At 32.6% G+C, this 15,524-nt stretch carries 10 protein-coding genes and 1 pseudogene; 10 read left to right on the top strand and 1 reads right to left on the bottom strand.

Annotated features, from left to right (window positions below; genetic code table 11):
* The first annotated feature begins 17 nt into the window (after positions 1-17).
* From ggt to EAH81_RS27570, 8 genes and pseudogenes are all read left to right on the top strand, one after another.
* The gene (gene ggt, locus EAH81_RS26030) at positions 18-1,700 is read left to right on the top strand and encodes a gamma-glutamyltransferase (RefSeq protein ID WP_140511909.1); all 1,683 of its coding nucleotides are present in this window, start codon (positions 18-20) and stop codon (positions 1,698-1,700) included.
* A gap of 74 nt (positions 1,701-1,774) precedes the next feature.
* Positions 1,775-3,559: a chloride channel protein gene (locus tag EAH81_RS26025; protein ID WP_140511908.1), complete on the top strand. Its 1,785-nt coding sequence runs from the start codon at positions 1,775-1,777 to the stop codon at positions 3,557-3,559.
* Positions 3,560-4,272: 713 nt separating this feature from the next.
* On the top strand, positions 4,273-5,226 hold the full coding sequence (locus EAH81_RS26020; protein WP_140511907.1) for a Fic family protein: 954 nt from the start codon (positions 4,273-4,275) through the stop codon (positions 5,224-5,226).
* Between the two features lie 22 nt (positions 5,227-5,248).
* Positions 5,249-6,205, top strand: a complete 957-nt coding sequence (locus tag EAH81_RS26015) for a tetratricopeptide repeat protein (RefSeq protein WP_140511906.1) — start codon at positions 5,249-5,251, stop codon at positions 6,203-6,205.
* Positions 6,206-6,294: 89 nt separating this feature from the next.
* Positions 6,295-9,126, top strand: a complete 2,832-nt coding sequence (uvrA, locus tag EAH81_RS26010; protein WP_140511905.1) for an excinuclease ABC subunit UvrA — start codon at positions 6,295-6,297, stop codon at positions 9,124-9,126.
* 48 nt (positions 9,127-9,174) lie between these two features.
* Positions 9,175-9,402, top strand: a complete 228-nt coding sequence (locus tag EAH81_RS26005; protein ID WP_140511904.1) for an addiction module protein — start codon at positions 9,175-9,177, stop codon at positions 9,400-9,402.
* Between the two features lie 9 nt (positions 9,403-9,411).
* Positions 9,412-9,717 (top strand): type II toxin-antitoxin system RelE/ParE family toxin, encoded by a 306-nt coding sequence (locus tag EAH81_RS26000; RefSeq protein WP_140511903.1) that lies wholly within the window; start codon positions 9,412-9,414, stop codon positions 9,715-9,717.
* A 78-nt stretch (positions 9,718-9,795) separates the two neighbouring features.
* Positions 9,796-9,993, top strand: a pseudogene (locus EAH81_RS27570) (hypothetical protein); the annotation flags it as partial.
* A 53-nt stretch (positions 9,994-10,046) separates the two neighbouring features.
* Here the strand turns inward: EAH81_RS27570 and EAH81_RS25995 are convergent.
* Entirely contained in the window at positions 10,047-10,709 is a 663-nt protein-coding gene (locus EAH81_RS25995; RefSeq protein WP_140511902.1) for an ABC transporter ATP-binding protein, read from the bottom strand.
* 982 nt (positions 10,710-11,691) lie between these two features.
* Here EAH81_RS25995 and EAH81_RS25990 point away from each other — a divergent pair.
* Complete coding sequence (locus tag EAH81_RS25990) at positions 11,692-12,420, top strand: TIGR00730 family Rossman fold protein (protein ID WP_140511901.1); 729 nt, start codon at positions 11,692-11,694, stop codon at positions 12,418-12,420.
* Positions 12,421-12,701: 281 nt separating this feature from the next.
* Positions 12,702-15,452, top strand: a complete 2,751-nt coding sequence (locus EAH81_RS25985) for a M1 family metallopeptidase (RefSeq protein ID WP_140511900.1) — start codon at positions 12,702-12,704, stop codon at positions 15,450-15,452.
* The last annotated feature ends 72 nt before the right edge of the window (positions 15,453-15,524 follow it).

Here is a 15,524-nt window from a genome sequence, read left to right as displayed (position 1 = left end):
AATACTACAATACTTTTATGAAAAAAATCACCCTTTTATTCAGCTTTATTTCTCTTTATTGTTCTGCTCAAGACGTTGTCAAACCAACAGGTTTAGTTGCAACAAAAGCCATGGTAGTTTCGGCGCGTCAGGAAGCTTCAAAAATTGGAGCGGACATTATGAAGAAAGGCGGAAATGCTTTTGATGCAATGGTTGCCACCGAATTGGCTCTCGCAGTTGCTTATCCGTATGCAGGAAATATTGGCGGTGGCGGATTTATGGTGTACCGAAAAGCAAATGGCGAAGTTGGATCATTAGACTATCGCGAAAAAGCGCCATTGGCAGCCACAAAAGATATGTTTCTGGATAAAGACGGAAATGTAATAAAAGGAAAAAGTACCGAAACAGCTTTGGCAATTGGAGTTCCCGGAACTATTGCAGGAGTTTTTGCCGTTCATAAAAAATTAGGTTCATTACCAATGTCCGAAATTTTAAAACCTGTTATTGCTCTTGCTGAAAGAGGTGTAATTGTTACTCAAAAACAACAAAAACAACTCGAAAATTATCATGATGCTATTGTCAAAGCAAATGGACCAAATACGCTTATGGCAGGAAAATTTAAAGAAAATGATACGATTAAATATCCAGCGCTCGCAGAAACGTTAAAACGAATTCTGAAAAACGGAAAAGACGAATTCTATAAAGGTAAAACGGCTAAAATTTTAGTAGAATATCTTCAAAAAAGAGGCGGAATTATTACCCTTAAAGATTTAGCCACTTATGAGGCTAAATGGAGAAAACCATTACAATTTAATTACAAAGATTTAAAAATCACTTCGATGTCGCCACCAAGCAGCGGTGGAATCTGTCTGGCGCAAATCATGAAAATGATTGCTCCTTATGATTTATCAAAAATGGGACATAATTCCGAAGAATCGATTCAGGTAATTGTTGAAGCGGAAAGAAGGGCTTACGCCGACAGAAGTCAGTTTTTGGGTGATCCTGATTTTGTAAAAATTCCGATCAACGCTTTATTAGCCGATTCTTATTTAAAAGAAAGAATGTCGAATTTTAATGTTAATAAAGCCAGTTTATCATCAGATATAAAAGAAGGAAATGTAACGTATAACGAAAGCACCGAAACTACACATTATTCTATTGTAGACGCACAAGGAAATGCTGTTGCTGCAACCACTACAATAAATGACGGTTTTGGATCTAAATATTATTGTGATGAATTAGGTTTCTTTTTAAATAACGAAATGGACGATTTTAGTGCAAAACCGGGATCACCAAATATGTTTGGTTTAGTAGGTAATGAAGCCAATAGTATTGCTCCGAAAAAAAGAATGTTGAGTTCTATGACACCAACTATTGTCGAGAAAAATGGAAACTTGTATATGGTTGTGGGTTCTCCCGGAGGTTCTACTATTATTACTTCTGTTTTACAGGCAATTCTAAATGTTCATGAGTACAATCTAAGTATGCAGGAAGCGGTAAATGCACCACGTTTTCACCATCAATGGCTGCCGGATTTAATTACTTTTGAACCAAATGCTTTCGACACAAATACTATCGATAGACTAAAAGCAAAAGGATATTTAATCAACGAAAAAACGACTCCCGTAATTGGTAAATTAGATTGTATTTTGGTTTTACCAAACAAAAATCTTGAAGGTGGTGCCGATTTCCGTGGAGACGATGCAGCAGTTGGTTTTTAATTTAGTTCCCAATTTTTATTATATTCAAACATTATGAACTAAATTTGTGGTTTCCCTAACTCTTTACAAACAGAATGCTAAAAAAATATTTTAGAAAACTAGAAAGCATTATCGCTTTAGGACAGTCATTGATGACGCCAAAGCAATTTATTTTTTTATCAAGTGTTTTAATTGGTATTTCTTGTTCTTTGGCCGTAATCGTTTTAAAAACTTTTGCCCATAGTGTTTTCTCTTTTGCGACGTATATCAACGGGATCTTAAAATTAAGTTTCATCAACAGTATTTTACCAATTATTGGTATTGTACTTACCGTTTTTGTTGTAAAAAGAGTCCTAAACGGAACTATAGAAAAAGGAACTTCGCAAATCTTATATGCCGTTGCAAAAAAGGCAAGCATCATTCCGAAAAAACAAATGTATGCGCAGATTATAACCAGCTCTTTAACTGTTGGTTTAGGAGGTTCAGCGGGTCTGGAAAGCCCAATTGTAGTAACAGGAGCTGCTTTTGGATCAAACTTTGCCCAAAATTATAAATTACCTTATAAAGACAGAACTTTACTTATTGGATGTGGTGTTGCAGCGGGAATTTCTGCCGCTTTTAATGCTCCAATTGCCGGAGTTCTTTTTGCTATTGAAGTTTTATTGGTGGATGTAAGTATTTCTGCCTTCACTCCTATCATGATTTCTGCCGCAACCGGTGCTTTGGTTTCTGCTATTCTTCTGGATGAAACGATTTTATTATCCTTCAAAAAACAGGAAGCCTTTAATTATCATAATATTCCATTTTATGTTCTCTTGGGAATATTGACAGGATTTATAGCGGTATATTATGCAAGAAACTTTCAAAGAGTTGAGCACTATTTTGGAAAAATGGAGATTGGTCCCTACAGAAAAGCATTAATTGGATCTTCACTTTTAGCTGTATTAATTTTTATTTTCCCTACCCTTTTTGGGGAAGGTTACGAAAGTATCAAAACATTATCTGAATCAGATCCGGGGAAAATATTAGACAATACCTTGTTTGGAGATTTTCGAAATAATCAATGGGTTTTACTGCTTTTTGTAGGCTGCACCATGATGGTAAAAGTATTCGCTTCGGGACTAACTATTGGAAGTGGCGGAAACGGAGGTAACTTTGCCCCATCATTATTTTTAGGATCTTATTTGGGATATTTTTTCTCGAAATTTATCACACTAATTGGTTTAGCAAAATTGCCAATAAGTAATTTTACAATGGTAGGAATGGCGGGGATTTTGAGCGGATTATTTCATGCGCCGCTTACAGCAATTTTCTTAATTGCCGAAATTACTGGCGGTTATAGCCTGATGATTCCGCTTATGATTGTTTCGTCGATAAGTTTTGCTATTTCTAAACGTTTCGAGAAATATTCTTTGGATGTAAAAGGTCTGGCTAAAAAAGGTCACGCTTTTACAAGTAATAAAGATTCAAACATTCTATCAACATTAGATATTGACACGATAATTCAATGTGATTATTTGACCGTTCATCCAGAAGAAAATTTAAGCAAGTTAGTTGATTTAATTTCACACTCCAATCAGGTCGTTTTTGCGGTTGTAAACAATGAGAAAGAATTGGTTGGTATTGTCCATTTTAATGATATTCGCGAGATTATCTTCAACTCCTATCGCGTAAAATATACGCTGATCAAAGATGTGATGAAAACTCCCGCAGCCACTATTTCGTCTTCTGACAGCATGGAAATCGTAATGAGTAAATTCGAAAAATCTAAAACAGCCTTTCTTCCGGTGATCCGAAATGATAAATATTACGGTTTTATTTCCAAATCTATAGCACTTGAAGCTTATAGAACCAAACTGCGTTCCATGACAATTGAATAGTCTTAATATCGGATAGGTTAAAAATTAGATATATCCGATATTAAATACGTTTTTACTATTTATTGAGTTAAGCTTTTTTTAGGCAACTAAGACTAAAAAAAATCGCGCAAAGACGCAGAGGCACAAAGTTTTTTGTTTCACGCAGATTCAGAAGATTAAGAAGATTTTTTTAGATGCAAATTTATAATTCGTGTAGATTCGTGAAATTTGTGGTGAACTTAACCGCAAAAAGCTCGGAACGATTATTTGACTTTTTTGCTCGCAAAGAATCGCAACGTTTTTAAGCCTCAATTTATTGACTAGCCTCCAGCTTCAGCTCAATGTCATTAAGTTAAGCTTTTTTTAGATAATTAAGACTGCAAAAAAATCGCGCAAAGTCGCAAAGCCGCCAAGTTTACATACATTTTCTTTGCAACTTTGCGCGAGATTTATTCGGCAATTTCCTTAACTTAATGACATTGAGCTTCAGCTGGAGGTCTTTAATACACACAATAAAAAGACTTTAACCAAATCACGCATTTTTGGCTAAAGCTATTCATCGTGTTTTATACAAACTCCAGCCCACGGCGACAAAGATCAATCACGTATTTCTTTTGATATTCTACAAATATGTTGTCCACTAATACCTAAGATTAGTAGATTGTAATTAATATTAATATCGGATAGACTAAAAAATAGATATATCCGATATTAAGAAGTACCTTTGTGGGATAATGTGGAATATAGACTTAACATATAGAACAGAATTTCAATCGACATTTGATCGATTGTACCAAAAAAGGCTTGATTTGCAAAATAGCAGACCATTGCCCAATATCGCCTTGCACAAAATTCGTGAGAGTTTATCTTTAGAATGGACTTATAATTCGAATAGTATCGAAGGAAATACCATGAGTTTACGTGAAACCCAAATGGTTATTCAGGAAGGAATTACTATTAAAGGAAAATCGCTTCGGGAACATTTTGAAACGCACAATCACGACAAAGCAATTGATTATTTGTATTCGATTGTTGATACTAATTACAACCTGAGAAGTATTGATATTTTATCGATCCACGGATTGGTTTTACGTTCTATCGAAGACGATTTTGCAGGACGTTTGCGAAACGGCGGCGTTCGTATTTCGGGAGCTAATTTTATGCCACCTAATGCTAATAAAGTTTCAGATTATCTGGATGAACTTATTGATTTTATCAATACAAATCCTCTTGGTTTAAATGATATTGAATTGGCAACAATTTACCATCATAAACTAGTCTGGATTCATCCTTTTTTTGATGGAAACGGCCGTACAGTTCGTTTAAGTATGAATTTAATCTTGATGCGCTGCGGTTTTCCACCGGCAATTATTCTTAAAAATGACAGAAAAAAATATTACGAAGCGCTTAATCAGGCTAATAACGGCAATTATCAAAAATTAACGCTTTTGATGTGTCAGGCTTTAGAAAGAACACTCAATATTTACTTAAATGCAATGCCGGGAAGCAGTTATGACTTTCAGCCAATTATAGATATTGTAAGCGAACCTAGTGCTCCATATGGTCAGGAATATGTTAGTTTACTTGCTAGAACAGGAAAAATAGATGCTTATAAAGAAGGTCGAAACTGGTACACTACCAAAGAAGCCATCGAAGAATACATGGCAACAAGAAAACGAAAACGCTAACCAATAAAAATTCAATTATAAAATGAAAAAAATTCTACTCTTTCTCTTTTTTTCTCTTAGTTTATCTTCTTATTCCCAAACAAAAGATAAAATTGACACTACAAAATTATTTAAAGAGTTAACTGATCAGGCTTGCTCCTGTATTGATTCAATACCAACTTACAATAGAATTAAAGATTCTATTACAGCTAATATAAGCTCCTGCATTGATGATAAAGTTGGAGCTTATAAAATAACTGAACAATTTGCCAACTTGGATTTATCAAATCCAACTGGCGAAAAAAAAGAGATTAACGTTACTTTAAATCTAGATAAAAAATCAAAAGAGTATAAGGAAATTTATTATAAAATGGAAAAATACCTACTTGATAACTGTCCCACTTTAAAAAATAAAATAGCTTCAAATAATCAATTAAATAATAATTCAATCTCTAAAAACCAAGAAGCATTGGATTTGTATTACTTAGGACTAGATGAAACTAAAAAAGATAATTTTAAAGGAGCTATCGAATATTACAAAAAGGCAATAAAAATTGACCCAAATTTTGCATTCGCTTATGACAACATGGGCATTTGTTATAGACGTTTAGAAGAATTTGACTTAGCAATAGATTCTTATGAAAGATCTCTCAAGATTGATCCAAACGGATTAATGCCATTACAAAATATTGCCGTTGTATACACTTATAAAAAAGAATATAAAAAAGCCGTAAGAACCTATGAGAAACTAGCAAAAATTGATCCTAATAATCCAGAAGTTTTTTATGGAATTGGACAAACGTATGCACTTCATTTAAATGATTCTAAAAAAGGGCTTGACAACATGTGCAAAGCTTACAAGTTGTATAGCATGCAGAAATCGCCATACAGAGCAGATGCTGAAAAAATTATCCAAATGATTTATGCTCAAATGAAAAAAGATGGAGAAGAGGACTCTTTTAATAAAATTTTAGCAACAAACAACATCAATTCTAATTAGCATTTTTTGTTACTATTTGTAACATAAAGTTTTGTTCTCTAGTACTAAAAGAACAAATCAAAGTGGTAACTTTGCGTTTTGCTCAAATTATGTTAGAAAAAGACAATACAATTGAAGTTCTTGGTGCAAGAGTTCATAATCTGAAAAATATAGATATTTCTATTCCGCGTGAAAAACTAGTTGTAATTACTGGTCTTTCCGGTTCGGGGAAATCATCTTTGGCATTTGATACCATTTATGCCGAAGGACAACGTCGCTATGTAGAAACTTTCTCTGCTTATGCAAGACAGTTTCTTGGCGGTTTAGAACGTCCGGATGTTGATAAAATCGACGGGCTTTCGCCAGTAATCGCAATTGAACAAAAAACAACCAGTAAAAGTCCGCGTTCTACCGTTGGAACCATTACTGAAATATACGATTTTTTAAGACTTCTTTACGCTCGTGGTGCCGATGCTTATAGCTATAACACCGGCGAGAAAATGGTTTCTTATTCTGATGATCAAATTAAAGATTTGATCATGCAGGATTTTAATGGGAAACGAATCAATATTCTCGCTCCAATTATTAGAGCCAGAAAAGGTCATTATGCGGAATTATTCCAACAAATTACCAAACAAGGATTCCTGAAAGTCCGTGTCAATGGTGAAGTTCAGGATTTAGTTTCGGGAATGAAATTAGACCGTTACAAAACTCACGATATCGAAATTGTGGTAGATCGAATGCTCATCGAAAATACCGAAGACAATCAAAAACGATTGGCTGAAAGTATTAATACAGCAATGCATCATGGCGAAAATGTTTTGATGATTTTGGATCAGGACACCAATGAAGTACGTTATTTCAGCAGGAATTTAATGTGTCCGACAACTGGAATTTCCTATCAAAATCCAGAACCTAATTTATTTTCTTTTAACTCCCCAAAAGGAGCTTGCCCGCATTGTAACGGATTAGGAACGGTTCACGAAATCAACGTTAAAAAGATTATCCCAAATTCTAAATTATCGATTAAAGCGGGTGGTTTTGCTCCACTTGGTGAATATAAATCGTCCTGGATTTTTAAACAATTGGAAGTTATTGGAGAAAAATTCGGTTTCAAGCTGACTGATCCAATCGAAAAGATTCCGGAAGAAGCCATGAACATGATTTTGCATGGCGGAAAGGAAAAATTCACCGTAAACTCAAAAGATCTAGGTGTTACTCGCGATTATAAAATTGATTTTGAAGGAATTTCTCATTTCATCAAAAATCAATACGACGAAAGCGCATCAACAACTATAAAACGTTGGGCAAAAGATTTCATGGACGAAATTAATTGTCCGGTTTGTGAGGGTTCTCGTTTGAAGAAAGAAGCACAGTTTTTTAGAGTAAATGGAAAAAATATCACCGAATTGTGTGATATGGATATTTCTGATTTAACAACTTGGTTTCAGGATTTAAATGCACATTTAACAGATAAACAACTTTTGATTGCATCAGAAGTGGTAAAAGAAATAAAAGACCGTTTGAACTTCCTGATGAATGTTGGTTTGAATTATTTGGCTTTAAGCCGAAGTTCAAAATCACTTTCCGGAGGCGAAGCGCAGCGTATTCGACTGGCAACACAAATTGGTTCGCAATTGGTTGGAGTTTTATATATTCTTGATGAACCAAGTATTGGTTTACACCAACGAGATAATGAAAAACTGATTCATTCTTTGGAACAATTACGCGATATAGGGAACTCGGTTATTGTAGTTGAACACGATAAAGATATGATCGAACGTGCCGATTATGTTATTGATATTGGACCAAAAGCAGGGAAATACGGCGGAGAAATCATCAGTATTGGAACTCCGGCAGAAACTTTAAAATCAAATACAATTACCGCTCAATACTTGAACGGTACAATGAAATTAGAAATTCCGAAAGAACGTCGCAAAGGAAACGGAAAGTTCTTAAAACTGACCGGAGCAACTGGAAACAACTTAAAAAATGTTTCTATCGAATTGCCTTTAGGTCAATTGATTTGTGTTACAGGAGTTTCGGGAAGCGGAAAATCGACTTTGATCAATGAAACCCTCTACCCTATTTTGAACGCTTATTATTTTAATGGCGTAAAAAAACCACAGCCTTATAAAAAGATTGAAGGTCTTGAGCATATAGACAAAGTAATTGATATTGACCAAAGCCCGATTGGGAGAACGCCACGTTCAAATCCGGCGACTTATACAGAAGTTTTTACCGAAATTAGGAACTTGTTTACGATGACTTCTGAAAGTATGATTCGTGGTTATAAAGCAGGACGTTTTAGCTTTAATGTAAAAGGCGGACGTTGCGAAACCTGTGAAGGTTCCGGTGTTAGAACTATCGAAATGAACTTTTTACCAGATGTTTATGTAGAATGCGAAACCTGTCAAGGAAAACGTTTTAACAGAGAAACGCTGGAGATTCGTTACAAAGGAAAATCAATTTCGGATGTATTGAATATGACAGTTGATGAAGCGGTTCCATTTTTTGAAATGATTCCGAAGATTTATCGAAAAGTAAAAACAATTCAGGATGTTGGTTTAGGATACATTACGCTTGGTCAGCAAAGTACAACACTTTCGGGTGGTGAAGCGCAACGTATAAAACTTGCAGGAGAATTGTCTAAAAAAGATACAGGAAATACCTTTTATATCTTAGATGAACCTACAACGGGATTACATTTTGAAGATATCCGTGTTTTGATGGACGTAATTAATAAATTGGTCGATAAAGGAAATACAATTCTGGTTATTGAACATAATATGGACGTCATAAAACTTGCCGATTATATTATTGATATTGGTCCTGAAGGAGGAAAAGGCGGCGGACAATTAATCGCCAAAGGAACTCCTGAAGAAGTCGCTAAAAATAAAAAAAGCTATACCGCTAAGTTTTTGAAAAAAGAGTTAACTTAGTATATCATAACCAAAAGTAGTTACGTAACTATTATAAACAATAACAACATGAACAGTTTAAGTTTAAAAATAGATTTAGATTTTAAAGAGTTATTAAAAGTTGTAAAACAATTATCTCCATCTGAAAAATTAAAACTAAACGATGAAATCTGGAAAGATGATATCGAAATTCCAACTGAGCATCAAAAAATAGTATTGAACAGAATTAAAAAAAGTACGGCTTCACCCGAAAGAATGTTAGATTGGGATGAAGTCTCAGATTTACCAATTCAGTAATTCTTCAAAATGTACAATATTAAAATAGATCAAGATGCTTTAAATGATCTTAAAGAAATAGTTATTTGGTACAATAATCAAGTACAAAATTTAGGATTACGTTTTCATAAGCAAGTTAAATCTCAAATTAATACTTTAAAAAATCAACCTTATATCTGTAATATTCGTTACGAAGATATGCGTTGCATGCTTGTCAAAAAATTTCCATTTATGATTCATTACAAAATTAATGACGAATCTTATTTAGTAGAAATTTTCGCCGTATTTCATACTAGTCGACATCCAGAGATATGGAATTCAAGAATAAAAAAATAATACTAATTGTCATAACTGATTAATCGATCTCTAAATTAAATTCCGGAGGAATGACACGTTTATTGAACATTTCGTTAACTAGTCGATAAAGGAAACACAATCCTGGTTATCGAACATAATATGGACGTCATAAAACTTGCCGATTATATTATTGATATTGGTCCTGAAGGAGGAAAAGGCGGCGGACAATTAATCGCCAAAGGAACTCCTGAAGAAGTCGCTAAAAATAAAAAAAGCTATACCGCTAAGTTTTTGAAAAAGGAACTGGAGAACTAAAATCATGATATCTTTGTCAAGGTTTAAAACTTGACAAAGATAATTTTGTATTTTTAGCTAGTTAGATACCCATGATCGATTAAATCTCTTTTTTTATCAATTTTAATTTTATTACCGTCTTTTATTAAATATATTTTATCTGCAATTTCTATCGCATCATTATAATAGTGATCGGTCAAAATTATTCCTTTTGTTTTTTTTAGATTATTTAAAAAATCCTTAATTATTTCAATAAATAAAGGCTCAATCATTGAAAATGGTTCATCTAGTAATAAAAATTTATGATCTAAATTACCAAGTAAAACAATTTCCAAATATCTTCTTTCTCCTAATGATAATTGGCCAATTTTACGATTTTCTATAGTATTAATTTTAGGAGCATAAAAAACTTTATACTGTTTATCTCCTTCTCTAAAATACATTCTGATTACTTCTGAAACTTTTAACCTTTTGGGTAAAAAATTATCTTGTGGTAAGTATCCAATTCTATTATCTAAAATGACATTATTGTTTTTAATTAATTCTCCATTAATTTTTAATTCCAGTTTATCTGACTTTAAAGTTCCATATATCAATTTTAAGAGAGTTGATTTACCACTTCCGTTTCTTCCGAAAATTACATTTGTTTCACCTACCAAAAAATCAAATGATAAATCTTTTAAAATCTGTTTTCCTTTAAAGGATTTATTTAAATTTTTAATTTCTAAAATGTTCATTTTATTAATTGATAAATTACAAAAACGATAATAGATATAAAAACATTAAAAAATAAAACTATTGAATTCAATCTCTTCTTTGTAAATCCCAAATTATGGTAAAAATAATATTCATTAGCATAAAAATATTGAAAACTAAAAATGCCTAAAAATGTCCCAATGCTTGAAAAAATGATAGGAAAACAAAGAAAATTAAAGAAAAACAGACTTACGAGAGTAGTATAAATGAGATTAAAAAAATTAACATCGAAATAGTATTTAAAGATAATTTTCATGAATCTATTTAAGGCGATTAAAAACATACAACTGACTCTTTGATGTTTGGTCTAAAGAAAAGATAATTGGATGCTGGTCAAAGTTACCGTAAAATAATTCCAGTTTTAATTTATCTAAGTTAATAAAATCTAATAATACTAATATTAAAGGTAATTAGTTAGCAAAAAAAAACAATCATATAAATATGAAAAAGGAATTAGAAATTCCTGATGAATACAAATAAATGCTTTTAACAGAATTGAAAAAAGTAAAGTTTCACCTTAAAGAATAATAGATTAGAAAGGAAACTTTAAATAGATTAACTACACATTTTAATCAATTAAATAATTGCATTATAGAAGTTAGGGAAGAACCACATATTTCCTTAACTGCATTAATCCATTGATAATGAATAACAATACAAAAATGCTCTAATTTTAAATGTTACATTTAAATTAATAAATCCCCATTTCTATAACAATTCTCAAAAAAAGCAGTAATTTAGCTAGCCTTTTTGTCAAAATTTCAAACTTTAATGATGCTTTTTTTGGCGAAAAACAATGATTCAATTGAAAACTGATGCCCTAGCCCTGATGGGAGCGGCATCCTTTTGTGGTGGGGTTCGCCATAAAAGATATAGCGGACAGCAGGAAATAGCTCCTTAACTCGACTATAATTAAAACGACACAGCTAGAAATAAAAATATAAATAAATTAAAATACCTAAAATGAGATTAGAAGATTTTGATAATGATGAGGACAAAGTAATTCAGGACCGTTTGAAACAAAAAACGTGGAATGAAATTAGAACAAATGACAGCTGGGCGATTTTTAAAATCATGGCTGAATTTGTAAATGGTTACGAAAGTATGGGACGTATTGGTCCGTGTGTATCGATTTTTGGTTCGGCGAGAACAAAACCAGATGATAAATATTATTTATTGGCTGAAAAAATTGCTTTTAAAATCAGTAAAGCAGGTTACGGCGTAATCACAGGAGGTGGTCCCGGAATCATGGAAGCTGGAAATAAAGGCGCACATTTAGGTGGCGGAACTTCGGTTGGTTTGAATATCGAATTGCCATTTGAACAGCATTTTAACCCTTATATCGATCACGATAAAAACTTGAATTTCGATTATTTCTTTGTGAGAAAAGTTATGTTCGTAAAATATTCACAAGGTTTTGTAGTTATGCCTGGAGGTTTTGGAACTCTGGATGAAATGTTTGAAGCGATTACTTTGATACAGACGAAGAAAATTGGAAAATTCCCAATTATATTGGTTGGTGTTGAATTTTGGTCTGGATTGATCGAATGGGTAAAAACTGTTTTGGTAGAAAAAATGCACACAGTAAGTCCTGAAGATTTAAATTTATTCAAAATCGTAGATACTGAAGATGAAGTTGTTGACGTTTTAGATAAATTCTATAAGAAATATGACTTAAGTCCAAATTTCTAATTTTTAAATTAAATCGTAATTTAAGTTACTGTAACTTTAATAAAAAGAAAATAAATTGCTTAAATGAATAAATAACGTTAAGTATCACAAAAATTGAAAGCTGTTTTTTAAAACAGCTTTTTTTATGCTATTTTTACAAAAGAACCAAAACAACTATATACTCGTAACTTAAGTTATACTCATCAATATCTGAACTATCCTTGAAGTCAAATTATAGAATTATATTATTTGTTTTAGTTTTATTAAGCTCGATAAAACAATACGCCCAACATCAATCTAAGATGGAAGTGGCTGTTAATCTCGAACTTAAAACTCTGAATGTAAAGCAGGATATTACGTTTTACAATACTTCAAACGATTCGTTGATTTCGATTGTCCTGAACGATTGGAACAATGCTTTCTCAGACAAAAACACACCGCTTGCAAAACGCTTTTCGGATGAGTTTTACAGAGGTTTTCATCTTGCGAAACCCGCAGAAAGAGGAAATACTACAATTATAAGTCTGACCGATTCTGATAATATGGCGCTTGAATGGGAAAGAACAGATAAAAATCCGGATTTTATTGTAGTTAAACTAAATCGAAAACTGCGTCCGGGCGAAAAAATAGATTTGCACCTTGCTTATATTTCTAAGATTCCAAGTAACAAATTTACACGTTACGGCTTTGATCAAAATGGCGGAATGAATTTGAAAAACTGGTTTTTAAGTCCCGCGAGATATGAAAATCATAGTTTTACAAAAAACAATAATTTCAATCTGGATGATATTGCCAATGCAAGCGCTGATTATGAAGTCGAAATAAAGATTCCAAGTACTTATTCTATTACGACGGATTTGAATTCGGTTTCAAAAGACAGCTCGAATACAGCCTATAGCACTTATTTGTTTAACGGAAACAACAGAACTGATTTTAATTTTTTCATCGAAAAACAAAATACTTTCAGAAGCTATAATAATGGCATTGTAGAAGTACTTTCGGATTTGAAAACCAAGAAACTGGATGAAATTCAAAAGGCGCTTATCATCGATAGAGTTTCGGCTTTTGCAGATGAATTTATTGGAAAATATCCGCATGAAAAAATAACGGTTTCACAGGCAGATTACGATCGAAATCCGTTTTATGGCTTAAATCAGTTGCCGTCGTTTATTAGTCCGTTTTCTGATGATTTTATATTCGAAATTACCTTCTTAAAAACGTATCTGAACAATTACCTGAAGAATAGCTTACGTCTCGATCCCAGAAAAGACAATTGGGTTTATGACGGAATTCAGATTTATGCGATGATGAAATACATGGAGGAAAATCATTTAGATCAGAAAATGCTTGGTCGGCTTTCTGACATGAAACTCTTTAAAAGTTATCATATTACCAGCTTAACTTTTAATGAACAGTACAGCTATTATTACATGTTAATGGCGAGAAAAAATCTGGATCAGCCTCTTGGTGACCCAAAAAATACTTTAATAAAATTTAACGAACAAATTGCGAGTAAGTATCGCGCTGGTTTAAGTTTGAGTTATTTGGATGATTATTTAAACCATAATATTGTTCCGGAAAGTGTTCAGGAATTCTACAATCTAAACAAAAAAGAGCAAACGAATCGATACGATTTTGAAAAAATACTAACCAAAAATAGTCCAAAAAAGATTGATTGGTTTTTTAATACTATTATAGATTCACGTGATATTATCGATTATAAATTCACGCATGTTTCGAGAACTAAAGACAGTGTACAATTTCAGATAAAAAACAAAACGGATAATTTTGTTCCGGTTCCGATTTATGGAATTAAGAAAAATGAAGTCGTATTCAAAAAATGGATTGAACCAAAAAATAATGATTCAATTTATGAATTTGATCGAAAAAGTGCGGACAAAATAGTTATAAACTACGATAATGAAGTTCCGGAATACAACCAGAGAAACAACTGGAAATCATTGAAAAGTCTGGTGATAACGAATCGTCCGATAAAATTTAATTTTGCCAAAGATTTAGAAGATCCCTATTACAATCAGATTTTATACATTCCAACACTTACTTATAATCTATACGATGGTTTGACACCCGGAGTTCGTTTTCACAATAAAACGATTCTGGACAAACCGTTTACGTTTGATATCAACCCGGCTTATTCGATTAATGCCGGAACGATTTCAGGTTCATCAGCTTTTTCATGGAGTGAGTATTACAGAAACAGCACTTTATACAATATAAGATATTCGATAAGTCAGAATTACTATCACTACGCTCCTGATGCCACTTATTTAAAATTAAATCCGATGGTTCAATTTAGAATTCGGGAGGAAAATTTTAGAGACAATAGAAAACAGTTGATAATGTTTCGTCAGGTTATTGTAAATCGTGAAGCGAGCAAGTACATTACGGATAACTCGAAACCTAATTATTCTGTTTTCAACGCGCGTTATTCTAATACAAAAACCGAATTAATCAATCATCTTAGTTTTATGACTGATGTTCAGTTTGCAGGTGATTTTGGAAAACTAGCCGGAGAAGTTGAATATCGAAGATTATTTGAAAACAATCATAAATTGAACTTACGACTTTACGCGGGAAGCTTTTTATACAATACAACAAATTCAGATTATTTTAGTTTTGGCTTAGATAGACCTACCGATTATTTGTTTGATTATAATTTTTACGGAAGATCTGAAAGCACCGGTTTCTTTAGTCAGCAATTTGTGATGGCAGAAGGAGGTTTTAAATCAAAAATTAATCCCGGATATGCCAATGAATGGATGACGACTTTGAACGCGAGCTATTCGATTTGGAATTGGATTGAACTATATGGAGACATTGGTTTTATGAAAAGTAAACACCAAAGTGAGAACTTTGTTTATGATAGCGGTTTGCGATTAAATCTGGTTCCAGACTATTTTGAACTCTTTTTTCCGGTTTATTCAAATAACGGCTGGGAGATTTCTCAAAAAAATTATGACGAAAAAATACGATTTGTGATCACTTTATCACCAAAAACATTAGTCAATCTTTTCACTAGAAAATGGTTCTAATCAAATGAATTTTAAATAAAAACCTGCTTAATTATCATTTAAACCATCTTTTACATACAAATACCTCAAAAA

This window comes from Flavobacterium pectinovorum (assembly GCF_006438875.1).
Taxonomy (GTDB): domain Bacteria; phylum Bacteroidota; class Bacteroidia; order Flavobacteriales; family Flavobacteriaceae; genus Flavobacterium; species Flavobacterium pectinovorum_A.
This window is presented reverse-complemented; position numbering and strand designations above follow the sequence as displayed.